Source organism: Amycolatopsis antarctica (genome assembly GCF_002262875.1).
In the GTDB taxonomy this organism is placed as follows: Bacteria; Actinomycetota; Actinomycetes; order Mycobacteriales; family Pseudonocardiaceae; genus Amycolatopsis; species Amycolatopsis antarctica.
In genome coordinates, this window is sequence record NZ_NKYE01000008.1 from 50914 (window position 1) to 76257 (window position 25344).

The window sequence follows — 25344 nt, forward strand, 5'->3', positions numbered from 1 at the left end:
GCCCGCCGTGTCGATCGCTCGGCCGCGCGAATCCGTTGTGGCACAGTCGTTCCCTCCCCCGCCGGGTCCTTGGATTCGATGAGTTCGGATGTGTGCTGCTCGGCACGGACAGGGCACGGATGCCATCGCGACGATGGACAGCCGCTACGTAGTTGCGTAATGCGCGTCACGTTGCCCTATAGGGAACACAATGCGGTTCGCGGCCGGTCGTGTCAAGACGCCTCGTCGGTGCTTTTCGGACTACCCGGCGGTAGCGAACGGCCGGTTCGCCCGGACGGGCGAGCCACACCCCGGGATCGTCCGAATTCGCTGCCCCGCCAGCAATTTCGTCCGAAGAACCTATTGACGGAGCCGGACACGTCCGGGACCGTGGGTTGCGCATGACGAACAGTGTTCCGTAATACGCAACAGGAGTTCAGATGATTCCAGTCTGCAGCGTCGACGAGCTCCCGGTCGGCGAGTCGATCCGGATCACCGCCGACGTCCCGGTCGCCATCTTCAACGCGGACGGGGAGATCTACGCGATCGACGACACCTGTAGCCACCAGGACGCCTCGCTCGCCGACGGCTTCCTCGAAGGCTGCTTCGTCGAATGCCCACTGCACGCCGCGCTCTTCGACCTGCGCACCGGCATGCCGAGCTGCCTGCCCGCCAAGAAACCTGTCCGCACCCACCCGGTCTTCGTCGAGGACGGGACGATCTACGTGCACGTGGCGGCCCAGCCCGTCGTGCAGCCCGCGGGACAGCCGGAGTTCGCGCTGTCACAGGAAAGTGTGGCCTGAACCGGCCAGAATCGCCCGTTCCGACATCGGCCGCCCGGCAAAGCTCGGGCACCACAGGCACTTCCGGAGGTTCGACATGATGCGCGCATGCACGGTGGACGAGCTGCCGCCCGGGGAGTCGGTGCGGATCGCCGCCGACGTCCCGATCGCGGTGTTCAACGCGGACGGGGAGATCTACGCGATCGACGACACTTGCAGCCACCAGGACGCCTCGCTCGCCGACGGCTTCCTCGAAGGCTGCTTCGTCGAATGCCCACTGCACGCCGCGCTCTTCGACCTGCGCACCGGCATGCCGAGCTGCCTGCCCGCCAAGAAACCCGTCCGCACCCACCCCGTGCTGATCGACTCCGGGGTCGTCTACGTCCGGGCGGCGGCGGCCGAGGAGGCGGCGTGAAGAGCGTCGCGATCGTCGGCGGTTCGCTGGCGGGTTCCCGTGCGGCACAGGAACTGCGTGCGCAGGGCTACGACGGCCTGCTGCTGATGATCGGCGAGGAGCGCCACCGCCCCTACGACCGGCCACCGCTGTCGAAGGACTTCCTCGCCGGCACCACCGGCCGGGACGAGCTCGACCTGCTCGACGCCGGTGAGGACACCGAACTGGATCTGCACCAGCGCACCGGGGTACGGGCCGAGCGACTCGACCCGGCCGCCGGCACGCTGACGCTGTCCGACGGCGCGGAACTGGCCGTCGACGGTGTCGTCATCGCCACCGGCGGGCGGGCCCGCAGGCTGCCGGGCACCGCGGGCATCACCGGAGTCCATGTGCTGCGCACGCTGGACGACGCGGTCGGCCTGCGGGCCGAGCTGACCGCGGGCTCCCCCCGCGTCGTCGTGGTCGGCGCGGGCTTCATCGGCGCCGAGGTCGCCTCGACCTGCCGCCGTCTCGGTCTCGAGGTCACCGTCCTCGAGGCGCTCGGCACTCCCCTGGCCCCCGTGCTGGGCGCCGACCTGGGCGGCATCTGCGCGGGACTGCACGCCGACCACGGCACCGAGCTGCGCTGCGGAACGGCCGTGGACCGGCTCAGCATCGCCGAGGACGGCGGCTCGCCACGGGTCACCGGTGTCCATCTCGCCGACGGCGGGTGGCTGCCCGCCGACGTGGTGGTCGTCGGCATCGGCATGACCCCGGAGACCGGCTGGCTGGCGGACTCCGGACTGATCCTCGACGACGGGGTACGCACCGACCACGGCCTCGTCACCGCGTTTCCCAACGTCGTCGCGATCGGCGACGTGGCCCGCTACGACGGACCGGAACGGCCGGTCCGGCACGAGCACTGGACGAACGCGTCCGACCAGGCCGGGGTGGCGGTGGCCAATCTGCTCGCCGGGCACACCGTCCGGCGGTACGTGCCGAGCGGTTACGTCTGGTCGGACCAGTACTCGTGCACCATCCAGCTCGCCGGCCATCCCCTGCCCACCGACGAACTGACCATTGTGGACGGTGACGTCGATGAGCGCCGATTCGTGGCGACCTACCTGCGCGAGGGCGCGACGGTCGCTGTGGCCGCGATGAACAACGCCAAGCTGTTCAACCGGATGCGCAGGCAACTACGGCGGGACGCCGAGCCGGCCGGGAACGCCGCGGTCACTGCGTGAAGTAGCCGAGCTGGTTGGAGAGTTCACCGGCACCGGCCCTGAGATCGTCCACCATCTGCCGGAGCCGCTTGCGGGACAGCCGGTAGGCGGGGCCGGACACACTGATCGCGGCGACCACGTCCTCGCCCTGGCCGTGCACCGGCACCGAGACGGCGTGCAGGCCCAGCTCGAGTTCCTCGAAGGAGGTCGCGTAACCGTCCTTGGCCACCAGCCGGAGCATGGTCCGCAGCTCGGCGGCGTCGGTCACGGTGCGCGGGGTGTACGGCGCCTGCGGCACGCCCAGGATGCGTTCGCGTTCCGACTCCTCGGCGCCTGCGAGCAGGACCTTGCCACTCGAGGTCGCGTGCAGCGGTGTCCGCTGGCCGGTCCAGTTCTGCGCCGCCACCGCGGCGGTGCCGCGGGCCTGGCTGATGTTGATCGCCACCGAGCCGTCGAGCACGGCGATGTTCACCGTCTCTCCGAGCTGTTCCGCCAGTGATTCGCACACCGGGGTACCGAGCCGCGCCAGGTCGAGTTGCGCGGTGGCGGCACCGGCCAGCCGGACGATGCCGAACCCGATGGTGAACTTCCCGCGTTCGCCCTCCTGCTCGACCATCCCCCGCGCCTCCAGCGCGCCGAGCAGCCGGGAGACCGTGGACTTGTGCACGCCCAGCTCACCGGCGATCTCGGTGATACCCGCTCCGCCCTTGCGTGCCAGCAGTTCCAGGACGCTGATCGCCCGATCGACAGACTGTACGAGTACAGGAGGCTTGCCGTCGTCGGAGTTTCCCATGGCGCAACAATAACGGTTCCGGCCGGACAGCCCGACAACCCGGGCGAACCGGAACGGCTCAAGGTCGCGGAGATCGTCTCCGGTGGGCGTCAGACGGCCCTGTGGCCACCTTCGGGGGTGGTCGTGGGACCCACCTCGTGACCGGGCTCGCCGGGCGTGCGGCGCTGCCGTTTGGCCAATGCCTCGGGCAGATGCCGCCTGCCGTTCGCGAGCCGGTCGCGGACCTGCCGTTCCAGGTCCCGGAACGGCAGGTAGTAGCAGTCCTCGTACTCCTCGACGACCTGGTAGGTCCACCGGCCGGGAAGGACGTCGCGGCCGACCATCTCCCGGTCGAGACGGCCGGCGAGCTCGGCGTGCCCGGCCGCGCCGAGCAGCGCGGCCGCCTCACCGACCGCGAGGTCGGCGTACCCGGTGAGCTGGTGGAAGGAGTAGAGGTGACCGCGGGCCCTTTCGGTCATCTCGACGGCCTCGACGAGCTTGCCGAGGGCACTGACGGTGGCCTCGTCGACCTGCGGTTCCGGGTCGAGCGGGTCGGTGGTGGTGTCGGGTCGCTGCGCGGCGGGTTCGGTCATGGCAGCGGACTACCCGCAGACGGCCCGGACGATGCCTGCCGCGCCCGCCGTCAGGTCCGCAGGCCCCGGCCGAACGCGGCGACGTCCCGGAGCAGTACGAGGCCCTCCCGCAACCTCCTGCCGACGGTGTCCGCGTCCACGCCGAGCACTCCGGCGATCTCGTCCCGGGTGCGCCCCTGGTAATAGGCCATCAGCAGGGAATCCCGCTGGGCCGCCGTGAGGATCTCCAACGCCCGCCGCAACCGTCCGTGCGCGTCCGCCGGGTGTGCGCGGTTGTTCCGCATCCCGTCGACCAGGTGGTCGCGCGGGACGAACGCCGCGCCGTGGTGCCGCTGCGCTCTCGCGTGCGTGACGGCGCGCCCGTGGGCCAAGGCCGTGACCCAGGTCAGGGCCGTGCCCTCGGTGGGTGTGTAGCGCGGGGCCGCGCGCCAGACGTCCACCCAGATCGCGCAGGCCAGCGTGCCGACCTCGGCTCTCGGCACCAGCTCCGCGATCAGGCCGCAGACCGGTGCCGCGGCGCGGTCGTAGAAGGCCCCGAAGGCCTCCTCGTCGCCCGCACCGGCCAGCAGGAGCAGGTCCTCGTCGGAGCAGGCGGAGTGGACGCGGGGGCCGGAGGAACGCCGGGACACCGGCCGGGCGGGCTGTGCGATCACGATCAGCTCTCAGACCTCACCGCGGCGCGTCCGGACGGGTGCGCGCCGACGGTGCAAGACGGGGCGGATCGTCGCTGTGCGGGGTCCGGACACGGACGACGTGGACCCGCACAGCGTAACCGGCCCGCCGCCGTACGGCTGCCCGGCCACTGCCGACGGGGTTTCACCGGACACATCCCCGGCTATCCCCGCCGCACAGCCGGTCGCGCCTTCCGCGGACGTGTCGAGGCGGCCGGCCACGCCGATCCGGAAGGCCGGTCCGATCATGATCTCCGTAGAGCAACTGGTTCCCGCTCCCGCCGAGGCGGTGTTCGCCGTGCTGTCCGATGGCTGGTCCTACGCGGGCTGGGTGGTGGGCAACTCGCATATCCGCGAGGTCGACCCGGACTGGCCGGTTCCCGGTTCCCGGATCCACCACAGCGCGGGCGTATGGCCCGCGCAGATCCGCGACACCACCCGGGTGCACGCCGTCGAACCGGGGCGTCTGCTGGAACTGCGGGCGAGCCTGTGGCTGTTCGGCGGCGCAGTCATCCGCTTCACGCTGACCCCCCGCCCGCCGGCGGGCACGCACGTGCTGATGGAGGAGGAAGCCGTCGACGGACCGTCCCGGCTGATCCCCGCGGCGGTACAGGCGCTGGCGCTGCGGCCGCGCAACCGCGAGGCCCTTGCCCGGCTGAGCGATCTGGCGGCGGGCAGGCACGCGACCGGCCGCCTCCGGCACGGTTCGGCGACGCGAGCACAGGATGGCCGGTAACCCCTGCGCCGGACCCCTCACTGGCCACAGTGGACGGTGACGGCGGATCAGCCCGCGGGCGCGCACACGGATTCGATCCGGTGGAAACGCCTGCCGTGATAGACGAGCCCGCCCGCGGACCGGCGTACACGGATCGCGGTGGGCCGCACGAACAGGACGCTGTGCGAGCCCATCTCGGTGCGCTCACCGATGGTGCCGACCACGGCGACCTGAGCCTCCCGCAGCACCGGCAGCTCCTCGGCGGGTTCCCAGATGTCCCAGGCGAACCGGTCCGCCATCGGGGTACCCGTCACCCCGGAGAAATGTCCCGCCAGCGCCTCGTCGTGCGCGCCGAGCACGTTGAGGCAGACCCTGCCGTTACCGCGGAAGACCTCGTGCGTCGCACTGCGGCGGTTGACGCAGACCAGCACCGTCGGCGGCGAGTCGGTGACCGAGCAGACCGCGCTCACCGTCAGGCCACAGCGCCCGCGCGGTCCGTCGGTGGTGAGCACGGTGACCGCGGCGGGCAGGTGCGCCATCGCCTCACGGAACACGGCCGGGGTCACCGCCCCGGCGGTTTCCTCGCTCGCTCGCCCGTCCACTCGCACTCCGTTCCTCGCTCCTGGTACCGCCGCCGGTGTATCGCCGCCCGCCTGCCCGCGGCCCGGTCACCGCATGAACAGGCCCCCGTTGGCGTCCCAGCAGGCGCCGGTCACCGAACCCGCGTGCTCGGCGGCGAGTAGCGCGACCATGTCGGCGACGAACCGGGGTGACCCCAGACCGCCGGTGGGGATGGCGCCGGTGATCGCCTCGAGCCGCTCCGGCGTGACGGTCTCGCGTACGACGGGCAGGTCGAGCGGGCCGGGCGCGACCGCGTTCACCGTCACACCCGCGGCGGCCAGTTCGCGGGCGAACACCTTCGTCACGGCCGCCACTCCGCCCTTCGCCGCGGCGTAGTGCGCGCCGGTGGCCGTCCCGCCGTTCTGCCCGGCCAGTGAGGCGATGTTGACGATCCGGCCGTGCCCCATGCCGGCGAAGTAGGCACCGAAGACCTGGCTGCCGAGGAAGGTCCCGTCGAGGTTGGTGGCGACGACGTCCGAGAAGCTCTCCGGCGTGATCTCCATCAGCGGCTCGATCCGGGACTCACCAGCGTTGTTGACGAGCACGTGCACCTCGGCCCAGCGGCTGGTCAACTCACGCAGCACCCGCTCGAACGAGGCCTTGTCCCGTACGTCCAGCGCCAGCCCGACGGCCGTGGCACCGGCCGGATCGAGCGCCCGCGCGGCACGCTCGGCCCGTTCACCGGACAGGTCGGTCAGCGCCACCCGGTGGCCGTTCTCATGCAGGACCTGGGAGATGACGCCGCCGAGCCCGCCGGCGGCACCGGTGACGAGCGCGACGCGGCCGGCCCGGCCCCTGGCGGGCGGTCGCGTGCCGGGTGTGCTCATCCCGCCTGTCCCGCGACGCTCGCCGGCATCGTCAGCGGACGTCCGATGCGCGCCTCGACGTGGGCGTAGCGCCACAGCGAGTACTCCCCGACCGGTGTGCTCCGGAACAGGTTGCAGGCGGCGGCGACCGTGGCCTGCGAGTCGACGTCGGCCAGGATGTAACAGGTCCACGGCCAGGACTGTGCGGGGCCGACCATGTGCTGGTCGTCGTCCATGCTGCCGAGCACGGTGACACCGGGCAACGCCGCGAGGTCGGCCATCATCGTCGAGAAGCCCTGCCACACCACCGCTCCCTGACCGGTGGGCAGGTCGAAGAAGTTCTGGTTGATCCCGATGCAGAAGAGCACGCGGAGCGGGCCGGTCGCGGTCTCGGACATGGTCGTCCTCTCGTTCGTGGTGCTGATGGGGCTGTGCGGGCCGGGCTCCGTCCCGCGGGCGCACCGGGCACGGTCGCCGGGCCGATGCGGTTCAAGGCGGCGCGGGCACACATCCCGGGTACGAGCCCAGGACGAGCCCTAGACGAATCCGGGGAACGCGGGCACGCCCATCAGCACCGAGCCCGCGCCGTCGTACATCCCCTCGGTCAGGAACGCGTGCTGCGGCACCACGGCGGCGTCACGCAGCAGCCGCTGCATCGGGTGCCCGGAGTGGATCGCCGTGGTGCCGGAGAGCCCGTAGGCCGAGCGGACCACGTCGAAGCCGACCTTCGCGGCGTGCGCGGCGGCCATGCGCAGCATGCCGGTCTGCACCGCCGTCGCCGGATCTCCGCCTTCCACAGTCGCGTAGACCTCTTCGGTGATCTCGTAGAAGAAGGCGCGGGCGGACCGGAGTTCGGCCTCGGCCTTCGCCACCGCGATGCGGTAGTACGCGCGGTCGGCGAGCTTCGGTGCCCCGGTGATCCCCGCGTAACCACCGCCGACCCGGATGGCGTGGTCGAGTGCCGCCCTGGCGATACCGAGGTTCACCACCGCCAGCACCTGGGCCGCGTAGGCCACCGAGGGGTAGCGGTACAGCGGCTCGTCGACGGAGGGGGCGCCACCACGGACGAAGGTCCACTCCTCCGGCACGACGACGTCGCGCACGACCAGGTCGTGGCTGCCCGTGCCCTCCAGCCCGACCACGTCCCAGTTCTCCGCGATCTCCACGTCGGCGGGCGGCAGTACGGCGGTCCGCGGCCTGCCGCCCGCACCGTCGCCGATGCCCACGCCGAGCAGGTCGGCCGCCATCGCACCACTGGCGAACTTCCACCGGCCGTCCACCCGGTAGCCGCCCTCGACCGGGGTCGCCGCCTGGACCGGGAACAGCCCGCCCGCGAAGACGACGTCCGGGCCGCCGGCGTAGATCCGCTCCTGGGTCCGCACCGGCAGTGCCGCGAGGTACACCGAGGCGGAGCCGAAGCTGGCGACCCAGCCTGCCGAGCCGTCGGCCTCGGACACCCGCTCGACCATCCGGAGGAACCGTGCCGGGGGCAGGGCGTCCCCGCCGAACCTGGCGGGCGTGGCGGCGCGGTAGAAGCCGAGCCGGACGAACTCGTCGACCATGTCGCGCGGCACGTGCCGCTTGGCGGTGAACTCCTCCCGCCGCCGGGTGACCTGCGCGAGCATGTCCGCGAACTGCGGTGTCGCGGTGGGGTCGCCGGTGCTCGCCGTGGGGACGGTGTCGGTCATCTGTTCGGGCTCCTCGCGTCGCCGTGGGTCCGGACCGCCCGCGTCGCCGTGGGTCGCACGGTCGTGGCAGCCGCAGGGCGACACTAGATGCGCGGGCGGCCGCGGACAATCAGGGAGCCCGTACTCGGGGCTGCGGGTTTCCCCGCTCCGAACTGAAGGAATCCCCTACTCGGGCGCCGGATCCCCGCCCGCGCCGGGATCCAGCGGCAGCGCGAAGGTGAAGACGGCGCCCCGGGGAGGGTTCTCGGCGGCGTCGATCCGGCCTCGGTGCCTGCTGACGATCCGGTGGCTCAGCGCCAGGCCGATCCCGTTGCCGTCCTCCTTGGACGTGAACACGCCGTCGAAGATCCGGCCCTCGGGGATGCCGGAGATGCCCTGCCCACGGTCGGACACGGCCAGTTCGGCGCCGTCGCGGACCCGGCGGGTGCCGATCTCCACCCGCCTGCTCCCCTCGGGCCAGCGGGCCATCTCGTCGATCGCGTTGAAGGCGAGGTTGATCACCACCTGTCCGATGAGGACCTTCTCGCAGCGCACCGGAAGCGCCTCGGCCGTCAGATCCAGGACGAGCTCGACCCCGTGGCTCTTCGCCCGCAGGTCCACGAAGTACAGGCAGTCCTCGACGATCCCGTTGAGGTCGGTGGACTGCTCGGACTGCTCCAGCCGGACCACGTACCGGCGCAGACTGCGCAGGATCTGGCTCGCGCGCTCGATCTGCAGCTTCGCGTTGTCCAGCCCCCAGGCGGCGGGCTCGTTCGCCTCCAGCGCGGGGCCGAGCCTGCCGCGCACCCCCTCCAGGAAGTTGTACGCCGCCGCCAGCGGCTGGCTCACCTCGTGCGCGATCGCCATCGCCATGTCGCCCATGGCGTTGTACCGCGCCAGGTATTCGAGGTTCTGCAGGTCCCGGCGATGTTCCTCCTCGGCGCGCACCCGGTCGGAGATGTCGTGCAGCAGCAGCAGATGCCCACGCAGGTCGCTCTCGATCTCGATGTACTGGCAGCTTCCGGAGAACCAGCGCAGCGTTCCCTCCGCGGTACGCAGCCGGTACCGGGCGTCCTGTGGAGGCGCGTCCGGGGACGCGGTCGCCATCATCAGCCGCAGCGCCTCGCGCGAGTCCCCGGCGCAGAACCCGCGGAAGTCCGCACCGGTCAGGTCGGTCACGTCCAGTTCCAGCAGCTTCGCCGCCGACTCGCTGGCGAAGGCGACGAAACCGTCCTCGTCGAGCACGACGATCCCCTCCGCCAGGTTGCGCAGGAAGGCGGTGAGCCTGCCCTCGGTGCGGACGAGGTCGTGCTGGACGGCCTTCTCCTCGACGATGTCCCGGAACTGGACCATCACGATCGGCCGGGAGCGCAGGTCGACCCGGATGGCGATCGCCTCGGTCAGGATCTCCTCGCCGCTCTTGGAGCGGTAGCACCACTCGGTGGCGCTGATGCCGTGGTCGACCGCGCGCTGCAGCCAGCCGACGCCGATCTCCCGGCGGTACTGCTCGGCGTTGCTGCTCATGTCCGGCGCCTTGAGCGGCTTCAGCTCGTCGACGGTGAATCCCAGCAGTTCGCAGGCGGCCTTGTTGGCCCAGATGATGTTCTTGGTCTTCGCGTCGTGCAGCAGGACGCAGTACTCCAGCGCCTGCACCAGTTCGCGGTAGTCGGCGAGGCCGAGCTCGGGCACGGGCCGGTCCCCGGTCACCGTGACCGCACCCGAGGGCCCGCGTGCAGCACGTCGCGAACCAGGGTGGCGATGCTCTCGGCCCCGGTCTTCTCCCGGATACGGGTGCGGTGCACGTCGACGGTCTTCACGCTGATGCCGAGCCTGCTCGCGATGTTCTTGCTCGCGACGCCGTCGACCACCAGTTCGAGGATCTCCCGCTCGCGTGGGCTGAGCGTGTCGAGACGGTCGGCGAGCTCCCGGACGGCGGCCGCACGGGCGAACCGGTCACCGGCGGTGCGCAGCGCCTTCTGCACCACGTCGAGCATGTGCTGCGGGTCGTACGGCTTCTCCAGGAAGTCCACCGCCCCGTTCTGCAGCGCCCGCACGGACATGCGGATGTCGCCGTGCGCGGAGACGAAGATGACCGGGATCGCCGATCCGGCCGCGGCGAGCGTCTCCTGGAGATCGAAACCGCTGGCACCCGGCATCCGCACGTCGAGCACCATGCAGGCCGGCTCCGCGGGGTCGTGGGCGTCGAGGAACGAGCGCACGTCCGGAAAGCAGCGCGACTCGATGTGCACCGACTCCAGCAGCCAGGCGAGAGAGGTACGCAGTTCCCGGTCGTCGTCGACGATGTAGACGATCCCGCCCGTTCGCACGTCCATACCCGCCTCGCCGCTCATCCGCCGGACCCCGGCCCGGACCGTCACCGCGTCCGTGCCCCGGCCGCCATCGTCCCGCACGCCCCTGGGCCCTGGCGAACGCGGCTCACCGGCCGAACGCCCGCAGCGTCGCCTCGACCAGCGCGTCGGCGAACGCCTCGTCGAGCGGCCCCGACCGGAGCAGCCAGCGCTGGGTCAGCGGCGCGTACAGCAGGTCGAGTACCAGATCGAGGTCGGCGTCCGCGGCGAGCTGCCCGGCCCGCTTGGCACTGCGCAGCCGCCGCTTCTTCGCCTCGGTCATCGGCCGTTCCAGCTTCTCCCGGTAGGTCTCGGCGAGGGCGGGATCGTTGATGATCTCGGTGTTCAGTGCCCGGATCGGGGCCTCGAAAGCCGGATCGGCGAACTCGGCCGCCGTCGCCCGCAGCACCGTCTTCAGGTCGGCCTCGAGGTCGCCGGTGTCCGGCAGCTCCACGCCCTCGCCGTCCGGGCCCTCGCTCAGCGTCAGGATCGAGTCGAAGACCACCGCGCCCTTGGACGGCCACCAGCGGTAGATCGTCTGCTTGCCCACACCGGCGCGCGCGGCGATGGCCTCGATGGTCAGCCGGGTGTACCCGAGTTCGGTGACCAGTTCCCGTGCGGCGGTGAGGATGGCTACCCGGGACCGCTCGCTGCGGCGGGAGCTGTCGGGCGCGCTGTGCGGTGCCATGGCGCGCACGGTATCGCGCGGCGACGCGCCGGGGCCCGGCTCTCCCCGCACGCTCAGTCCTGCCGGTGCGCCGTCCCGGCGGGTGCCGTGCTCTCGCGGGTCCCGGCCGTGTGGGCGAGGATCGCGTCGGTCAGCGGGCCGAACAGCGCGGGCGGCAGGGCGTGGCCGAGGCCTGGGATCTCCAGCAGCCGTGCCCCCCGGACGCACTGGGCGAGATGCCACGGATGCGGTGGCGGGAACAGTGGGTCGGCGGTGGCGGCGAGCACCAGCGTGGGCACCTCGGTCGCGGCCAGCGCTTCGGTGCGCAACAGCCCGGACTGGTCGGCGGCCGCGAAGGCCTCGGAGATGTCCTGACTGCCGGTGTGCTCGATGATGCCGCGTTCCAGTTCGCGGAAGTGCTGCTCGTCGAAGGGCAACTCCGCGCTGGCCAGCACCCGCCACAACCGGATCCTCCGGTCCAGTTCGGCGTCGAGTCCGGGCCCGGCCGCCGGGCGTGCCATCTCCTCGTCCAGCCAGGGGGCGACCCCGGGAAGTTCCGCGACGGGGACCGTGCTCCCGTCGGCGCGGGCGAACGGTGTCTCGCTCACGGCGATCGTGGCCAGCAGGGTGGCACTGAGCAGCCGTTCCGGATGGTCGGCCATCAGGAGCTGGGTCAGGATGCCGCCCAGCGACATGCCCACCACGTGCGCGCGTGCGATGCCGAGGCCGTCGAGCACGGCGCGCGCGTCCTCGGCGAGTTCGGCGATCCGGTAGGGCCGCGTGGCGTAGGACCAGGTCGACTTCCCGGTGTCGCGGTGGTCGTAGCGGACGACGCGGTGGTCAGCGGCCAGCGTCTCGACGAGCGCGTCCGGCCAGCCCAGCCCCGAGGACTGCGCGCCCATGATCAGTAGCAGCGGCGGGGCGTCCGCCGGACCGCGCTGTTCGGTCCAGAGCCGGACACCGGGTTCCACCTCGATGTACCGGACCAGTGGTGACGATGTATTCGGCACGGGGATCTCCCTCGGGGTCGACTGGGCTGGACTTGACTGAACGAGACGTATCGTCTCGCTAAGGCGACGGTACGTCAACCGGTACCGGCGTTCGCCCGCGTCCGTTCGGGCGGTGGAACGGAGCCCGGCATGCACCCGCGGTGAACGGCTCAGCATGATGGTCACGTGTGGATTGGCTATCTGATCGGCGGCGTCGCCGCGGTATGCGCGTACTACACCTCAGTGCTGGCCGACGCCCCGCCGGTCGTCCGCGTGACCCTCTACTGCCTGGTGAGTGCGTCCGCGGCGATCGCGGTGCTCTGCGGCTGCCTGCGCAACCGGCCCCGGTCGCCGCTGCCGTGGATCCTGATCGGGCTGAGCCAGGTCGTGTACGCGGTCGCGGACTGTTACTTCTACATCGCGCACTTCGTCCTGGACATCACCACGTTCCCGGCGCTGGCCGACATCTTCTACCTCGGCCACTATCCGCTCGTCGTCACCGGGCTGGTCGTGTTCATCCGGCGCCGCTCCCCCGGCGGTGACCTGCCCGCCCTGCTGGACGCGGCGCTGCTGGCGGTGGTCACTGCGACGATGTCCTGGCTCTACCTGATCGCACCGCAGGCACAGGCCGACTCGCCGACCCTGGTCAAGATCGTCTCCGTGGCCTACCCGGTGATGGACCTGATGATGTTCGCCGTGGCGCTGCGGCTGATCCTGGGCAGCGGCAGCAGGCCGTTGCCCTTCTTCCTGTTGTCCGCGAACCTTTTGCTGTTCTTCGCCGCCGACAGCACCTACGTGCTGCAGCAGCTCAACGGCACCTACGGGGCCGGGAACTTCCTGGACGCCATCTGGCTGTTCGGCAACCTCGCACTCGGCGCCTCCGCGCTGCACCCGACGATGGGACTGGTCGGCACCCCTCGGCCACCGGACTACGACCCCGGACCCGGCGGGTACCGGATCGTCGCGCTCTGCGCGGCCAGCCTCATCGCACCGGCGATCCTGCTGGTGCAGCACTTCCAGGGCGACCACGCCGACATCCCGGTCATCGCGATCGCGTGCGGGGTGCTGTTCCTGCTCACCATCGCCCGGATGGCGGTCCTGGTGGCGCACCAGCGCCAGATCGCCATCACCGACGCTCTCACCGGCCTGCACACCCGGCGGTTCCTGGAGACCCGGCTGCCCGCGGCGATGCACGAGTGCGATCGCTCCGGGGGCTCACTCGCGCTGCTGATCGCCGATGTGGACCACTTCAAGTCCGTCAACGACCGCTTCGGCCATCCGGTCGGCGACCGGGTGCTGATCGAGATCGCCCGCAGGCTCCGCGCGGTGACACGGGAGAACGACCTGCTGGCCCGGTACGGCGGGGAGGAGTTCGCGGTGCTGGTCCGCGGCACCGTCGGCGACGACGCCGCGGTCATCGGCGAACGCCTGCGCAGGCGGGTCGCCGAGACTCCGATCGCCCTGCCCGACGGCCGCCACGTCGACGTGACCATCTCGGTCGGAACGTCGAGTTACCCGCTGCACGGGACCACCTCGGCCGAACTGGTGACCGCCGCCGACCGCGCGCTCTACGCCGCCAAGGAACAGGGTCGCGACCAGATCGTGCTGGGCGACGATCCGGTCGTCGCCTCGACCACGGGCCACCGGCACGCCCCGGTGCTGCTCGATCTCGACGCCCTGGCCACCGAGGTGGACGGCTGGCTCTCCGCCCACGAGCACAGCAGCGCGGTCGGCGCCTGGGCGGGACTGGTGGCCGAGCATCTCGGCCACTCCCCCGCGACGGTGCGGCGCTGCGAGATCGCCGGCAGGCTGCACGACATCGGCAAGGCGATGATCTCCGCCGACATCTGGTCCAGCAGGGAGAAGCTCACCGACCAGGAGTGGCGGCGCATCCGCAGGCATCCCGACTACGGCTGGCGGATGCTGCGCGGTGTGCCGGGCCAGGAGGACGTCGCCGTGATCGTGCGCCAGCACCACGAGCGCCTCGACGGCAGGGGCTACCCGGACGGGCTCCGCGGCGCCGAGATCCGGGCCGAGGCACGGATCGTGACGGTCTGCGACTGCTGGGCGGCGATGCTCGCCGAGCGCGTCTACCACGCGCCGCTGACCGAGGAACAGGCACGCGCGGAACTGCTCGCCGGCCGTGGCACGCAGTACGACCCGGACGTGGTCGACGCTTTCCTCACCTTGTGGGACAACGGGATTCTCGGTCCACTGCCCAGGCTGCGGTCCCGGACCTGAGGCCGCGCCCGGAGCCGCCGGGAGGTCAGGACTGTTCGGCCAGGGTGTTCCAGAAGGTCAGCTCGTAGCTCTGGAAGAGGCGCGCGTAACGGCGGGCACGCACGGCGTCGAGGGTCCCCGCGGCGAGGCCCTCGTCCACGGCGGCGACGGCCTGGTCGTCCGGCTGCGGGGTGGCGAAGAAGTCGAAGAAGCCGCACGCCTGCTCACTGAACCCGTAGTGCTCGCGCATCCCTCCGGCGATCTCCGCGCAGTAACGGCCCCAGGCGGCGAAGTTCGCGGTGATGGCGACGGCGACCTCGGCGGGGTCCCCGTTCAGCGCGAGCCAGGCGAAGTAGGCCGGGTAGGCCTGGCAGCCCGCCTGCGGTTCGTAGGCGCGCAGGTCGTCCTCATCCATGCCGGCCTCGGCGGCGAGTGCGGGCAGTTTCGCCAGGGCCAGGTCCTCCCCGCCCGCGAGGCCGCCGAAGTAGCGCCGCGCCTCCAGCCCGCCGGAACGCGCCGCGAGGGTGTGGAAGCTGCGCCAGTCGCTGGGCACGATGTGCAGTTCCTCCGCCGCGATGACACCGAACACCCGCCGCGGAGCGGTACCGGCGGCGATCAGCGGCGCCAGCCGGTTCTCGTCATCCCGGGGCGCCAGTTCTTCCTGCACGGCCCGCAACAGTTCCCGCCCGGCGGAAGTCATCTCCCACGGCTCCTTCGTCTCGGTGGATGGTGTCGATCGGCGTGGCCCGGTGTCCGGCGCCGGAGGCAGCCTAGGCCCTGGCCGGTGCTTGCAGGGCGATGGGATTCGTGGCGGCGCGGTTGCCGGCACGGCAGGGGCGCCGACCTGGGATCGTTGCCCGCGATGGACGTCTACTGGAACCACAACACCGCCTACCACCCGCGGATCGTGACCGCGGCTCGGCGACTGGGCGGGACCGCGCTGGACATCGGCTGCGGGGACGGGTTGCTCGCCGCCCGGCTCGCCGAGGTCTGCGAGCACGTGGTGGGCGTGGAACCCGACGCGACGGCGATGGATCGGGCCCGCGTACGGCTGGGGCACCGGCCCGGGGTCACGCTGCACCACGGGTCGTTCCCGGCGTGGCCGCCGGACGGCGAGCGTTACGACCTGGTCACCCTCGTCGCCACCCTGCACCATCTCGACACCGCGACCGCGCTGACGCGGGCCCGTGACCTGCTCCGGCCGGGCGGCGAGCTGTTCGTCGTGGGACTCACCCGCAACGCGACCGCGGGTGACTGGGTGCTGTCCGGTCTGGCGCTGCCGTGGGTGCGGGCGCTCGGTGTGCTGCACCGGGAGCGCCGGGACGCCGGCCTGGTCACGGCGCGACCGCAGGAGTCCCTCGCCGAGATCCGTGGGCACGCGGACCGGTTGCTGCCCGGGGCGACCCTGCGCCGGGGCCTCTACTACCGGTACGTGCTGCGCTGGACCAGGCCGCGCTGAACCGCGGCCGGTGGGCCGCCACGCCGGGCGCCGCGGGCGGTCCCGGCCATCGGACGGGCACCTCTAAGCTCGCCGGATGGCGAAGTACTTCGACGTGCATCCGGACAACCCGCAACGGCGCACGGTCGGGCAGGTGGTCGACATCGTGCGCTCCGACGGTCTCGTCGCCTATCCCACCGACTCCTGTTTCGCGCTGGGTTGTCAACTGGGCAACCGGGACGGAATCGACCGGATCCGCACGATCCGGCGACTCGATCATCGCCACCACTTCACCCTGATGTGCCGGGACTTCGCGCAGCTCGGCCAGTTCGTGGTCGTCAACAACGCCGTGTTCCGCGCCATCAAGGCATCCACGCCGGGCAGCTACACCTTCATCCTGCCTGCGACGAAGGAGGTGCCGCGCAGACTGATGCATCCGAAGAAGAAGACGGTCGGCGTCCGGATCCCCGATCACGTCGTCACCCAGGCGCTGCTCGCCGAACTCGGTGAGCCGATGCTGTCCAGCACGCTGCTGCTGCCCGGCAGGGAGGAGCCGATGACGCAGGGCTGGGAGATCAAGGAGGAACTCGACCACGTGGTGGAGGCCGTCGTCGACTCCGGCGACTGCGGCACGGAACCGACCACCGTGGTGGACTTCTCCCAGGGTGAGGCCGAGATCGTCCGGTTCGGTGCGGGAGACCCAGCCCGCTTCGAGTGATCTCTCGCCGGTCGCCGTGCGCTGCCGGCCGGGCGGGGAACTGGCACGGTCGGGGGCATGGGACGTCCGAGCGGCACCGTCCGGGGTGCGAGGCACGTGGGGCGCACGATCGCGGGTACGGCCGTGCTCGCCGTGCTGACGGCGGGGGTGTGGTGGCTGTGGCTGGGTTCCGACACCACGTACCAGCCCGACCCGGTGACAGGCGCGAGCAGCGGCCCCTACGAGGCACCGCAGATCGCCGCCTGTGTGCTCTGCCTGGCCCTGCTGTGCGTCGGCGGCACGATGTTGTTGCCGCCGGCGCTGGTCGCGATCACCGTGACCGCCGCGTTCACGGTGACGTGGTCGATCCGGGCCTCGGCCGAGGACAGCAGCGGACTGTGGGCCGTCGGGGCCGCCCTGCTGGGTTTCGGCACGGCGGTGGGCACCGGCCTGGCGGTGACCGCGACGTGGGCGCTGCGCTCCCGCCTGCGACGCCGGCGCTGATCCCGGCCGTCACCCGGCTCGGCGGGCGGGCGAATCGCCCGGCACTCCCGCGGCGGGGGCCGGTACCGGCGAGTCCACATCGGACACCAGATTCGACTCCACAGTGGACTCCGGATCTTGGACCGTGGTGTCCGCGCGCCGGGCCATCGCTTCCAGCGCCCCGGTGCGCCGCATCTGCTGCCACCGCACCCGGATTCCGGACGCCGCGGCGCCAAGCGACTGTCCAAGTACGACGTACATCAACTGCCGGTAGACGAGCTGCTGCGCGGGCATCATCCACAGCACCCGCTTCGATTCACCGTCCAGGTGGAACGCGTACGCCGCGCCCGCGGTCTGGATTCCCAGCACCGACAGCCACAGCACCAGGGTGGTGACCGGGTTCAGGAAGAACAGGCCGTACACGAGGAAGACGTCGATCAGCGGTGCGGTCACCGGAAGCAGGATCTGGAAGGCGATGACGTGCAGCAGGCCGAACCGCCCGATCCGTCCCGCGGCGCCGCGCTGCAGGATCGCCCGGCGGTGCTTCCAGATCGCCTGCATCGTGCCGTAGGTCCAGCGGAAGCGCTGCTGCCGGAGCTGACGCACCGAGGTGGGCGCCTCGGTCCAGGCGACCGCGTCGGCCGCGTAGACCATCCGCCAGCCCGCCCGGCCGATCGCGATGGTGAGGTCGGTGTCCTCGGCGAGCGTCTCGCGACTGACCCCTCCGGCATCGGTCAGCGCAGCCCGGTGGAACGCACCGGCCGCCCCGGGAATCGTGGGCATCGACCCGGTCACGTCGTGCGCGCGGCGGTCGATGTTGAATCCCACCACGTACTCGATGTGCTGCAGGCGAGTCAGGAAGGTCGCCCGGTTGGCGATCTTCACGTTGCCCGCGACCGCACCGACCTCCGGATCGGCGAAGGGCCGCACCAGCCGTCCGACGGTCTCCGATTCGAAGATCGTGTCGCCGTCGACCATCACGATCAGGTCGTGCCGGGCGTGCCGGACACCGGCGTTCAGTGCGGCCGCCTTGCCCCCGTTCGCCTGCCGGACGACGCGAACTCCTGGCAGGTCCAGCGCCTCGACGAGTTCCGCCGTGCCGTCGGTGGAGCCGTCGTCGACGACGATCACCTCGATCGGATGGGTGCTCGCCACGATGGAGCGGATCGCCACCTCGATGTTGGCCTTCTCGTTGAACGCGGGCACTATCACCGACACGGGTGCGGTGACCGCGGGAAGCAGGCTCCAGCCCGGCACCCTGCGCGCGTGCCTGCGTGCGACGAGCACCATCAGCAGCAGGCGGGCGACCACCAGGATGCCGACCCCGAGCAGAATCCACTGCAGTACGGTCACCACCCCGATCGCCACCCCGACGACCCCCAGCAGGACGCCGCCCGCGAACCGGTCGTCGCCGGGGGCGGGCTGGTTGGCGGGCGGCAGCCCGACCGCCGCGGTGACCGTGGTGAAGCGGTACCCCTGTTGCTTCAGCGACGGGATGAGGATGTCGAGCGCGGCTACGGTCTGCGAACGGTCACCACCCGCGTCGTGCATCAGCACGATGGCGCCCTCCCCCGCCGGCGGGGTGGAGTTGCGGACGATCGTCTCCACGCCGGGTCGGCCCCAGTCGTCGCTGTCGGTGTCACTGAACACGCTCAGGTATCCGCGCGCCGCGGCCTCCTGGACGGTGCGGTAGCCGAGATCGTCGATCGATGCCGCCATCGACGAGAACGGCGGCCGGAACAGGTAGCTGGTCACCCCGGCCGCCCCCGAGATGGCGAGCTGCGTCTGGTCCAGTTCGAGATCGAGCTGCCACAGCGGCATCTCCACCGGATTGGCGTGGGTGAAGGTGTGGTGCGCCAGCTCCGAGCCGGACTGGTGGATCGCGCGGATCAGCTCCGGGTGGCTGGTCGCCCGTGAACCCACCACGAAGAAGGTGGCCCGCACCCCGTGCTTGCGCAGGACCGCCAGCACCTCGGGTGTCCAGCGGGGGTCCGGGCCGTCGTCGAAGGTCAGCGCGATGGTGCCCTCCGGCACGGAGCGCGAACTCACCGGGGTGTGCGCGGCGTCGACGACCGCTCCACCCTCGAGTACCGCCCTCGGCACGTTGCCGGTTCCCACCGGTTCGTGCCCCAGCGCGTCGTTGACGATTCCGGCGCCGGCGAGTCCGGAGATCACCAGCAGCACGCCGAGCAGGACGGTGGCGATGAACGCGAAGAACCAGGAAAGCCGGAAGCGCGGTCGTGGGATGGCGGGCATGGCGGGCCGCTACGGCGTGGCTGCCGGGTCGGCGGCGGGCTGGACCGTTTCGGCGGGCGGGTCCACGGTGCCGGGCGGCTCCGGCACGACGGAGGTCGGCTCGGGTTCGGGCACGGGTTCCGGTGCGGGCATCGGGGTGGCAGGCGGGACGGGAGGCTCGCCGGCGACGGGTGCCGCCGGTGTCGGCGGCGCCGGTGCGGCGACCACGGAGGCGAGCATGGCCGCCACCCGCGGCGTCGGTGCCGGCGCCGGACCGGAGAGGGCCGCGACCTGGGCCTGCGGTGCACGCACGGCCGCGGCGGGGACCCCCGCGGCCGGTGCCCGCCGCCCGCTCGGAACACCGGTCGCGGGCTCGCGCTCCGGCGGGACGACCTCGTCGGCGCGCACTCGCACCGGCGCACGGTCGAGCAGGGGCGCCTCCTCCACGATCCGCGGTTCGGCGTCCGCCCGTTCCGGGCGGTCGCCCCCGGTGTCCGGGAGCAGGTGGACGGGCGCCTGCGTCAGCAGGAGGGCGGCGACCGCGATGAAGGCCGCCGCACCGACCGACGCCGCTCCGCCGGACAGTCGCACCCAGATCCGCCGGCGCCCGCGCGCGTCGACGAACACGGGACTCACCAGGTCGGGTTCCCCGGGCGAGTCCCCGCCCCGCGAGCCGTCATCCATCCGCCGGTTCGTGTCGGCAACCTCTTCGTTCGACATCTGGTCTCTTTCTCACCGGGAAACAACGAATCGGCCCGCATACGCAGAAATCGGGCCGGCGACACCATCGGGGGGAACAGTTCGGCCGGGCGACAATTGTTCGTGGAACTCGATCTTGCGTTCTGTGACTGCTAATTCGAACCGATCAACGGCGACGTTACAAAATCGTCGAGAGCGCCGCGCAGGTCACACCGCGTCCGCCGCGATTCGCGGTATATCCGGCTTCTCGCCACAATACGTTCACCACATCGCATCGTCGGCCTACCCGGAAAATGGTTGTCACCGCACCGAAACGACAGCCGCGCGCACTCTCCGCTGTCGACCGGAGCCGATCCTGTGGTGAACCGTCGTGGAATTGCACTCGTGCTTCCCACTCCGCGCATACGTCCGATCGCCGTCCGTCTTTTGCGCCGTCACCCGGCCCGGCGAAACCGGCCCCGGGAGAACGACACACCGCGCAGCCTCCGGTGACGGTCTCCGGCGACCTCAGCAAATATGTCGATGTGACAGGGGCCCGCAACTTCGTAACATGCACGGTTCAGGGCACACCGCCACCGGACACCAGCACCGAGGAGCAGCCGATGCGCACAGCGAACGCCGTGATCACCGCCGCCGAGACCATCACCCTGAACGCGGCGATCGGCCGGTTCGAGCAGCACCGCGACGTACGAGCCGGCTACATCGCCGATGTCGACGGCGGTATCACCGCCGTACTGTGCACCGCGCCGACCGCGGTCACCTGCGAGGCGGTGACCACCTGCGGCGCGGTCCCGGAGTTCCCCGTCGAAGCGCGCCTCATCGAGTCCCGCAACGCCTCCGTCGGCGAGCTGATCTCGCTGCGCCGCACCGCCATCGCGGTCTGACCCGCCTCCTCCGGCACGGCCGGTCCCCGGACGGTCACCGCGACGCCCGGGGATCCGCCGTGTCCGGGCCGGGCGTCAGAGCGCCCCGTGCCGGAGTTCGCCGCCGACCATGGTGGCGACCACCCCGATGTCGGCAAGCCCGTCCACGGCGGTCCTGCTCGGATCCGCGTCCAGCACGGTCAGGTCGGCCATCTTTCCTCGTTCGACGGAGCCGCAGACGTCCTCCCGGCGGCAGGCACGCGCCGCGCCGACGGTGGCCGCCCGCAGCGCCTCCGTCACGGTGATCGCCTCGGTGGCGCCCACCGCCCGCCCACTGTCGGAACGGCGTTCCACCATGAACCGCACGGCCCGCAGCGGCGCCCCCGCCACCACCGGCCGGTCGGAACTCGACGCGATCTCCACCCCGGCGTCGAGCAGGGAACGGCCACGGTAGAGCCAGCCAGCGCGGTCCGGGCCGAGAACGTCGGAATAGTCGTCACCGTTGTCCCACAGGAACTCCGGCTGGATCACGGCGATCGCGCCGACCTCGGCGATCCGGGCGATCTGGTCGGGGCGCACCGTGCCGCAGTGTTCGATGCGGTGCCGCGGATCGGCTCGGGGGGTCCTGGCCCGTGCCTGTTCGAGCGCGTCCAGGGCGAGGTCCAGCGCGCGGTCACCGATGGCGTGCACGGCGAGCTGCCAGCCCGCGTCGTGTCCGTCGAGGATCGTCCGGCGCAGCACCTCCGGGTCGTCCTGGAGCTGGCCGGCATCCGTGCTGCCCGTGTAGGGCGCCGTCAGCGCCGCGGTGCGCGCCATGATCCCGCCGTCGAGCCACAGCTTGAGCGCGCCGATGTCGAGGGTGTGGTCGCCGAAACCGGTGCGCAGGCCCAGATCCAGGCCGCGGGCGATCCGGTCCTCCGGGTGCGCGGCGACCTCGCGCAGCGCGTCCGCCGCGACCATGAGCTGCATCCGTACCGGGAGCCGGTTCTGTTCCCTGGCGCTCTGGTACGCGGCGACCTCGACCGGGGGCGTGCCGATCAGCCCGCCCCCGATGCCAGCCTCGGCGCAGGTGGTGATGCCCTGCGCCAGGCAGGTGCGCCCGGCGCGTTCGATGGCGTCGACCAGTTCGCCGTTGCGATACGGCAGCCGGGCTCCCCGGACCGCGAGCTGGCCGCGCTCCAGCAGCAGGCCGGTGGGCTCGCCGTCGGCTCCGCGGTCCACATCGGCACCGAGCGCCGCCAGTTCCCCCGCCGGGAGCAGATCGAGCACCTCGGTCCCGACCACGCACGCGTGCCCGGACGTGTGCTGCAGCCAGAGCTTGCGGCCGTCGGCGACGGCGTCCAGCTCCCGGCGGGTCAGATGCCCGCCGATCGCCCGCTGGTCGTATCCGGTCACCTCGACCCAGTCACCCGGCCGCGCCGCCGAGGCCGTCGCACGCAACGCGTCCAGCACGGCCTCGCGGGTACGGACGCCGCCGAGGTCGAGGCCGTCGCCCTGGCTCATCCCCGACCACACCATGTGCGTGTGCGCGTCGACGAATCCCGGCAGCACGGTCGCACCGCCGAGGCGGACGGTCCGCGCGGCGCGCAGCCCGTCGAGTTCCTCGTCCACGCCGGCGATCAGCCCGTTCCACAGCCCGATGCGGCGGGCCACCGGCCGCAGCGGGTTCATGGTGAGCACGGTCGCGTCCTCGATGAGCAGGTCGAGCACCCGGGTTCCTCTCCGCCGCCTCGGACACCGTGCCGCCGGCGATCCTGTTCGCCTCCGGGCGCGGTGGTTTCCGTCCGGACCCTAACCGCCAGGACGGCGAGCACGGTGTGCGGAACTCGCTACAGCGGCGCCGTACACGACGTTATACACTTGGTGGGGTTGTCGTGCGGGGCCCGGACGCGGTCCGGATACTGCCGGGGTACGGGCTTCGGAGATCGGCGGTGCGGCATGCGGGTGATCGCGAACGGCGGGACGCACGAGATCGAGCTCCAGCGCTCCCGCTTCCTCTGCCACCTCGGCCGGATCGACGGCGAGGACGCCGCGGTCGCGTTCATCGCCGCCGTACGCAGGGAACACCGGTCCGCCAACCACAACTGCTCGGCCTTCCGCATCGGTTCGCACGCCGAATCGCAGCGTTCCAGTGACGACGGTGAACCGGCAGGGACCGCGGGTGTGCCGATGCTGGAAGTACTGGTGCGCCGCGAACTCACCGACATCGTCGCGGTGGTCACCCGCTACTTCGGAGGCGTGAAACTGGGCGCGGGCGGACTCGTCCGCGCGTACGGGAGCGCGGTGGCCGCGGCCGTCGACACCGTGGGTACCGTACGGCGGCTCCGGTTCGCCAGCCTGCGTGTCGGCGTCGGGCACGCCGACGCGGGCCGCCTGCGGAACGCGCTGCACGCCGCCGGTCACCGGATCGCCACGGTGGACTACGCCCGGGAGGCGACCTTCACCGTGCATGTACCGCAGTCGGGCACGGCGGCGTTCCGCGAGTGGCTGGCCGGCCAGACCGCGGGTGCGGCGGTCGCCGTCGAGGGCGAGCCGGTCGACCTCGACGTCCCGGACTGATCGGATCCCGCCCGGCGGTGCGGCGCTCCGGCACCGCCGGGCGGGTACGCCGTGGTCAGCCGACCGACGGTCCCAGCCCGAGCGACTGCGGTGTGCTCGAATCGGGGGACGGCTGGTGCAGCCCCTCGTCGAGTGGGCCGAACTCCGTCATCAGGGCCGCGCTGCCACCCCAGGGCGTCTGCTCCTCCGCGATCAGCGTGTTCGTCGTCAGCAGCATCCCGGCCACCGAGGCGCCGTTCTGCAGGGCGGACCGGGCGACCCGCAGCGGATCGACGATGCCGAGGTCGATCATGTTGCCGTAGCGGCCCTTCAGCGCGTCGAACCCTTCGTCCACACCCATCGCCGCGCAGCGGCCGACCACCTCGTCCGCCGGGAACCCGGCGTTCGCGGCGATCAGGTGGGCGGGCTCGGACAGGGTCTTGCGGACGATGTCGACGCCGATCCCGTAGTCGCCCTCGTGATCGAGCTCGTCCAGAACGGACGCGGCGTGCATCAGCGCCGCCCCGCCGCCGGCGACGATGCCCTCCGCCATCGCCGCCCTGGTGGCCGACAGCGCGTCCTCGACCCGGTGCTGCAGTTCCTTGAGTTCGGCGTTGGTCGGGGCGCCGACCTTGATCACCGCGACCTTGCCGGACAGCGAACCGATCCTCTCGGTCAGCACGTCCTCGTCGACACCGAAGGCGGCACGGTCCAGTTCGGCACGCAACTGCGCGACCCGGAAGCCGATCTGGTCGGCCGTCGCGCCGCCGACGATCGCGGTCCGGTCACCGTTGACCCGTACCTGGTCCGCCCGGCCGAGCTGGTCGATCGTCATGGTCTCCAGGGTGAAACCGGAATGCCTGCTGTAGACGGCGGCGCCGGTCATCGCGGCGATGTCCTCCAGCTTGTGCAGTCTGCGGTCACCGAAACCGGGGGCCTTCACCGCGACACACTGGAAGATCCCGTTGACGTGGTTGTGCACCAGCATGCTCAGAGCCGTGCCCTCCAGGCTCTCGGCGACGATCACCAGCGGCCGGGGCGCGCGCATGACCTTGTCCAGGATCGGCATGATCTGCTGGACCTTCGAGATCTTCTCGCTGCACAACAGGATGTACGGATCGTCGACCACCGCCTCCAGGCTCGCCGGGTCGGTCACCATGTACGGCGAGAGGTACCCGTTGTCGAACTCGAATCCCTCGACGAAGTCCACGCTCATCCCGTGCTCCGGGGCCTCCTCCACGGTGACGATGCCGCCGTCGCCGACCGTGTGCAGCGCCTTGGCGATCACGGCGCCCACCGCGTCGTCGTCGTTCGCGGAGATCGCCGCCACGCGGGCGTAGTCGGCCTCCGTCTCCACCGGGTGGGCCACCGTGCGCAGTTGCCGGACGAGCCGATTCACCGCGAGGTCGATCCCCCGCTTGACCAGTACCGGATTCCCGCCCGCCGAGATGGCCCGCATCCCCTCGCGGACGATCCCCTGCGCGATGACCGTCGCGGTCGTCGTACCGTCGCCGACGATGTCGTTGGTCTTGATCGCGGCTTCCTTGACGAGCTGCGCACCCATGTTCTCGAACTGGTTCTTCAGATGGATCTCCCGGGCGATCGTCACCCCGTCGTTGGTGATCACCGGCGAACCGGTGATCTTCTCCAGGATGACGTTGCGCCCCTTGGGGCCCAGCGTCGACTTCACCGCCTCGGCGAGCTGGTCCACACCGGACAGCAGCAGATCACGTGCCGTGGCGCCGAAACGTAGTTCCTTGGACATCGGTGGTCCTCCAGACGTCGATGGCCGGACAGGTCGCGGAAACGGGAACGGCCCCGCCGCGGCGATCCGCGGCGGGACGGTGGTGGGCGCCGGGCTGTACGGGATCGGCGACGTCCCGCGGCCACTCGAGCACGTGCTCCTCCCACCTCCCGGTCGTCGGCTACGGCATGTCTGACTGGTCTCGCTGGTCTCGCTGGTCT

26 protein-coding genes are annotated in these 25344 nt (G+C 71.4%); 10 read left to right on the forward strand and 16 right to left on the reverse strand.

What is annotated here, in order from left to right:
• Positions 1–419 precede the first annotated feature (419 nt).
• The 3 genes from CFN78_RS14760 (at position 420) to CFN78_RS14770 (ending at position 2378) form a co-directional block, all read left to right on the forward strand.
• Positions 420–782 carry a bifunctional 3-phenylpropionate/cinnamic acid dioxygenase ferredoxin subunit gene (locus CFN78_RS14760; protein WP_094863375.1) on the forward strand — a complete coding sequence of 121 codons (363 nt, stop codon included), beginning with the start codon at positions 420–422 and terminating at the stop codon, positions 780–782.
• A 76-nt stretch (positions 783–858) separates the two neighbouring features.
• Positions 859–1176 (forward strand): bifunctional 3-phenylpropionate/cinnamic acid dioxygenase ferredoxin subunit, encoded by a 318-nt coding sequence (locus CFN78_RS14765; protein WP_094863582.1) that lies wholly within the window; start codon positions 859–861, stop codon positions 1174–1176.
• Positions 1173–2378, forward strand: a complete 1206-nt coding sequence (locus tag CFN78_RS14770) for an NAD(P)/FAD-dependent oxidoreductase (RefSeq protein ID WP_094863376.1) — start codon at positions 1173–1175, stop codon at positions 2376–2378. The genes CFN78_RS14765 and CFN78_RS14770 overlap by 4 nt, the downstream gene beginning before the upstream one ends.
• Here the strand turns inward: CFN78_RS14770 and CFN78_RS14775 are convergent.
• The 3 genes from CFN78_RS14775 to CFN78_RS14785 form a co-directional block, all read right to left on the reverse strand.
• Positions 2368–3150, reverse strand: coding sequence for an IclR family transcriptional regulator (locus CFN78_RS14775; RefSeq protein WP_094863377.1), 783 nt, complete (start codon positions 3148–3150; stop codon positions 2368–2370). The two genes, CFN78_RS14770 and CFN78_RS14775, sit on opposite strands and share 11 nt — an antisense overlap.
• 89 nt (positions 3151–3239) lie before the next feature.
• A complete protein-coding gene (locus tag CFN78_RS14780; RefSeq protein WP_094863378.1) occupies positions 3240–3722 on the reverse strand; it encodes a hypothetical protein in 483 nt (160 codons plus the stop codon).
• A 50-nt stretch (positions 3723–3772) separates the two neighbouring features.
• Positions 3773–4375: a sigma factor-like helix-turn-helix DNA-binding protein gene (locus tag CFN78_RS14785; protein ID WP_094863379.1), complete on the reverse strand. Its 603-nt coding sequence runs from the start codon at positions 4373–4375 to the stop codon at positions 3773–3775.
• A gap of 265 nt (positions 4376–4640) precedes the next feature.
• Here CFN78_RS14785 and CFN78_RS14790 point away from each other — a divergent pair, with 265 nt between their 5' ends.
• The gene (locus tag CFN78_RS14790) at positions 4641–5129 is read left to right on the forward strand and encodes an SRPBCC family protein (protein WP_094863583.1); all 489 of its coding nucleotides are present in this window, start codon (positions 4641–4643) and stop codon (positions 5127–5129) included.
• Between the two features lie 47 nt (positions 5130–5176).
• Here CFN78_RS14790 and CFN78_RS14795 read toward each other — a convergent pair whose 3' ends face one another.
• The 8 genes from CFN78_RS14795 to CFN78_RS14830 all read right to left on the reverse strand — a co-directional run bounded on the left by CFN78_RS14795 (position 5177) and on the right by CFN78_RS14830 (position 12227).
• Positions 5177–5710: a flavin reductase gene (locus CFN78_RS14795; RefSeq protein ID WP_240519457.1), complete on the reverse strand. Its 534-nt coding sequence runs from the start codon at positions 5708–5710 to the stop codon at positions 5177–5179.
• 66 nt (positions 5711–5776) lie between these two features.
• On the reverse strand, positions 5777–6556 hold the full coding sequence (locus tag CFN78_RS14800; RefSeq protein WP_094863380.1) for an SDR family NAD(P)-dependent oxidoreductase: 780 nt from the start codon (positions 6554–6556) through the stop codon (positions 5777–5779).
• Entirely contained in the window at positions 6553–6933 is a 381-nt protein-coding gene (locus CFN78_RS14805; protein WP_094863381.1) for a hypothetical protein, read from the reverse strand. Before CFN78_RS14805 ends, CFN78_RS14800 begins: the two co-directional genes overlap by 4 nt.
• A gap of 138 nt (positions 6934–7071) precedes the next feature.
• On the reverse strand, positions 7072–8223 hold the full coding sequence (locus CFN78_RS14810) for an acyl-CoA dehydrogenase family protein (RefSeq protein WP_094863382.1): 1152 nt from the start codon (positions 8221–8223) through the stop codon (positions 7072–7074).
• Positions 8224–8388: 165 nt separating this feature from the next.
• A complete protein-coding gene (locus tag CFN78_RS14815) occupies positions 8389–9891 on the reverse strand; it encodes a PAS domain S-box protein (RefSeq protein WP_094863585.1) in 1503 nt (500 codons plus the stop codon).
• A 14-nt stretch (positions 9892–9905) separates the two neighbouring features.
• On the reverse strand, positions 9906–10535 hold the full coding sequence (locus tag CFN78_RS14820) for a response regulator transcription factor (protein WP_094863586.1): 630 nt from the start codon (positions 10533–10535) through the stop codon (positions 9906–9908).
• Positions 10536–10638: 103 nt separating this feature from the next.
• Positions 10639–11238, reverse strand: coding sequence for a TetR/AcrR family transcriptional regulator (locus tag CFN78_RS14825; protein ID WP_094863383.1), 600 nt, complete (start codon positions 11236–11238; stop codon positions 10639–10641).
• A 53-nt stretch (positions 11239–11291) separates the two neighbouring features.
• Positions 11292–12227 carry an alpha/beta fold hydrolase gene (locus CFN78_RS14830; RefSeq protein WP_240519458.1) on the reverse strand — a complete coding sequence of 312 codons (936 nt, stop codon included), beginning with the start codon at positions 12225–12227 and terminating at the stop codon, positions 11292–11294.
• 165 nt (positions 12228–12392) lie between these two features.
• On the opposite strand from CFN78_RS14830, the gene CFN78_RS14835 reads away from it, so the two are divergent.
• Positions 12393–14447: a diguanylate cyclase gene (locus CFN78_RS14835; RefSeq protein ID WP_094863384.1), complete on the forward strand. Its 2055-nt coding sequence runs from the start codon at positions 12393–12395 to the stop codon at positions 14445–14447.
• Positions 14448–14472: 25 nt separating this feature from the next.
• On the opposite strand, the gene CFN78_RS14840 is transcribed toward CFN78_RS14835, so the two are convergent.
• On the reverse strand, positions 14473–15126 hold the full coding sequence (locus CFN78_RS14840; protein WP_094863385.1) for a thiaminase II/PqqC family protein: 654 nt from the start codon (positions 15124–15126) through the stop codon (positions 14473–14475).
• A gap of 162 nt (positions 15127–15288) precedes the next feature.
• On the opposite strand from CFN78_RS14840, the gene CFN78_RS14845 reads away from it, so the two are divergent.
• The 3 genes from CFN78_RS14845 to CFN78_RS14855 all read left to right on the forward strand — a co-directional run bounded on the left by CFN78_RS14845 (position 15289) and on the right by CFN78_RS14855 (position 17065).
• Positions 15289–15885: a class I SAM-dependent methyltransferase gene (locus tag CFN78_RS14845; RefSeq protein WP_094863386.1), complete on the forward strand. Its 597-nt coding sequence runs from the start codon at positions 15289–15291 to the stop codon at positions 15883–15885.
• 76 nt (positions 15886–15961) lie between these two features.
• Complete coding sequence (locus CFN78_RS14850; RefSeq protein ID WP_094863387.1) at positions 15962–16582, forward strand: L-threonylcarbamoyladenylate synthase; 621 nt, start codon at positions 15962–15964, stop codon at positions 16580–16582.
• 57 nt (positions 16583–16639) lie between these two features.
• A complete protein-coding gene (locus CFN78_RS14855) occupies positions 16640–17065 on the forward strand; it encodes a hypothetical protein (RefSeq protein ID WP_094863388.1) in 426 nt (141 codons plus the stop codon).
• Positions 17066–17074: 9 nt separating this feature from the next.
• Here the strand turns inward: CFN78_RS14855 and CFN78_RS14860 are convergent, their stop codons facing one another.
• Together CFN78_RS14860 and CFN78_RS14865 are read right to left on the reverse strand one after the other, a co-directional pair.
• Positions 17075–19300 (reverse strand): bifunctional polysaccharide deacetylase/glycosyltransferase family 2 protein, encoded by a 2226-nt coding sequence (locus CFN78_RS14860; protein WP_094863389.1) that lies wholly within the window; start codon positions 19298–19300, stop codon positions 17075–17077.
• Between the two features lie 9 nt (positions 19301–19309).
• On the reverse strand, positions 19310–19999 hold the full coding sequence (locus tag CFN78_RS14865) for a hypothetical protein (protein ID WP_094863390.1): 690 nt from the start codon (positions 19997–19999) through the stop codon (positions 19310–19312).
• A 581-nt stretch (positions 20000–20580) separates the two neighbouring features.
• Between CFN78_RS14865 and CFN78_RS14870 the strand changes: the two genes are divergently transcribed.
• Positions 20581–20862, forward strand: coding sequence for a hypothetical protein (locus CFN78_RS14870; RefSeq protein ID WP_094863391.1), 282 nt, complete (start codon positions 20581–20583; stop codon positions 20860–20862).
• 75 nt (positions 20863–20937) lie between these two features.
• Here CFN78_RS14870 and CFN78_RS14875 read toward each other — a convergent pair whose 3' ends face one another.
• A complete protein-coding gene (locus CFN78_RS14875; RefSeq protein WP_094863392.1) occupies positions 20938–22551 on the reverse strand; it encodes an amidohydrolase in 1614 nt (537 codons plus the stop codon).
• Between the two features lie 228 nt (positions 22552–22779).
• On the opposite strand from CFN78_RS14875, the gene CFN78_RS14880 reads away from it, so the two are divergent.
• Positions 22780–23400: a YigZ family protein gene (locus CFN78_RS14880; RefSeq protein WP_094863393.1), complete on the forward strand. Its 621-nt coding sequence runs from the start codon at positions 22780–22782 to the stop codon at positions 23398–23400.
• Positions 23401–23455: 55 nt separating this feature from the next.
• Here the strand turns inward: CFN78_RS14880 and groL are convergent, their stop codons facing one another.
• A complete protein-coding gene (gene groL, locus CFN78_RS14885) occupies positions 23456–25144 on the reverse strand; it encodes a chaperonin GroEL (RefSeq protein ID WP_094863394.1) in 1689 nt (562 codons plus the stop codon).
• Positions 25145–25344: the final 200 nt, after the last annotated feature.

Coding starts and splice junctions, on each gene's coding strand:
- CFN78_RS14820 (WP_094863586.1), bottom strand. CDS start 10,535: ATGGACGTGCGAACGGGCGGGATCGTCTACATCGTCGACGACGACCGG.
- CFN78_RS14850 (WP_094863387.1), top strand. CDS start 15,962: ATGGCGAAGTACTTCGACGTGCATCCGGACAACCCGCAACGGCGCACG.
- groL (WP_094863394.1), bottom strand. CDS start 25,144: ATGTCCAAGGAACTACGTTTCGGCGCCACGGCACGTGATCTGCTGCTG.
- CFN78_RS14790 (WP_094863583.1), top strand. CDS start 4,641: ATGATCTCCGTAGAGCAACTGGTTCCCGCTCCCGCCGAGGCGGTGTTC.
- CFN78_RS14840 (WP_094863385.1), bottom strand. CDS start 15,126: ATGACTTCCGCCGGGCGGGAACTGTTGCGGGCCGTGCAGGAAGAACTG.
- CFN78_RS14800 (WP_094863380.1), bottom strand. CDS start 6,556: ATGAGCACACCCGGCACGCGACCGCCCGCCAGGGGCCGGGCCGGCCGC.
- CFN78_RS14860 (WP_094863389.1), bottom strand. CDS start 19,300: ATGCCCGCCATCCCACGACCGCGCTTCCGGCTTTCCTGGTTCTTCGCG.
- CFN78_RS14775 (WP_094863377.1), bottom strand. CDS start 3,150: ATGGGAAACTCCGACGACGGCAAGCCTCCTGTACTCGTACAGTCTGTC.
- CFN78_RS14855 (WP_094863388.1), top strand. CDS start 16,640: ATGGGACGTCCGAGCGGCACCGTCCGGGGTGCGAGGCACGTGGGGCGC.
- CFN78_RS14765 (WP_094863582.1), top strand. CDS start 859: ATGATGCGCGCATGCACGGTGGACGAGCTGCCGCCCGGGGAGTCGGTG.
- CFN78_RS14805 (WP_094863381.1), bottom strand. CDS start 6,933: ATGTCCGAGACCGCGACCGGCCCGCTCCGCGTGCTCTTCTGCATCGGG.
- CFN78_RS14780 (WP_094863378.1), bottom strand. CDS start 3,722: ATGACCGAACCCGCCGCGCAGCGACCCGACACCACCACCGACCCGCTC.
- CFN78_RS14870 (WP_094863391.1), top strand. CDS start 20,581: ATGCGCACAGCGAACGCCGTGATCACCGCCGCCGAGACCATCACCCTG.
- CFN78_RS14865 (WP_094863390.1), bottom strand. CDS start 19,999: ATGTCGAACGAAGAGGTTGCCGACACGAACCGGCGGATGGATGACGGC.
- CFN78_RS14760 (WP_094863375.1), top strand. CDS start 420: ATGATTCCAGTCTGCAGCGTCGACGAGCTCCCGGTCGGCGAGTCGATC.
- CFN78_RS14825 (WP_094863383.1), bottom strand. CDS start 11,238: ATGGCACCGCACAGCGCGCCCGACAGCTCCCGCCGCAGCGAGCGGTCC.
- CFN78_RS14880 (WP_094863393.1), top strand. CDS start 22,780: ATGCGGGTGATCGCGAACGGCGGGACGCACGAGATCGAGCTCCAGCGC.
- CFN78_RS14810 (WP_094863382.1), bottom strand. CDS start 8,223: ATGACCGACACCGTCCCCACGGCGAGCACCGGCGACCCCACCGCGACA.
- CFN78_RS14845 (WP_094863386.1), top strand. CDS start 15,289: ATGGACGTCTACTGGAACCACAACACCGCCTACCACCCGCGGATCGTG.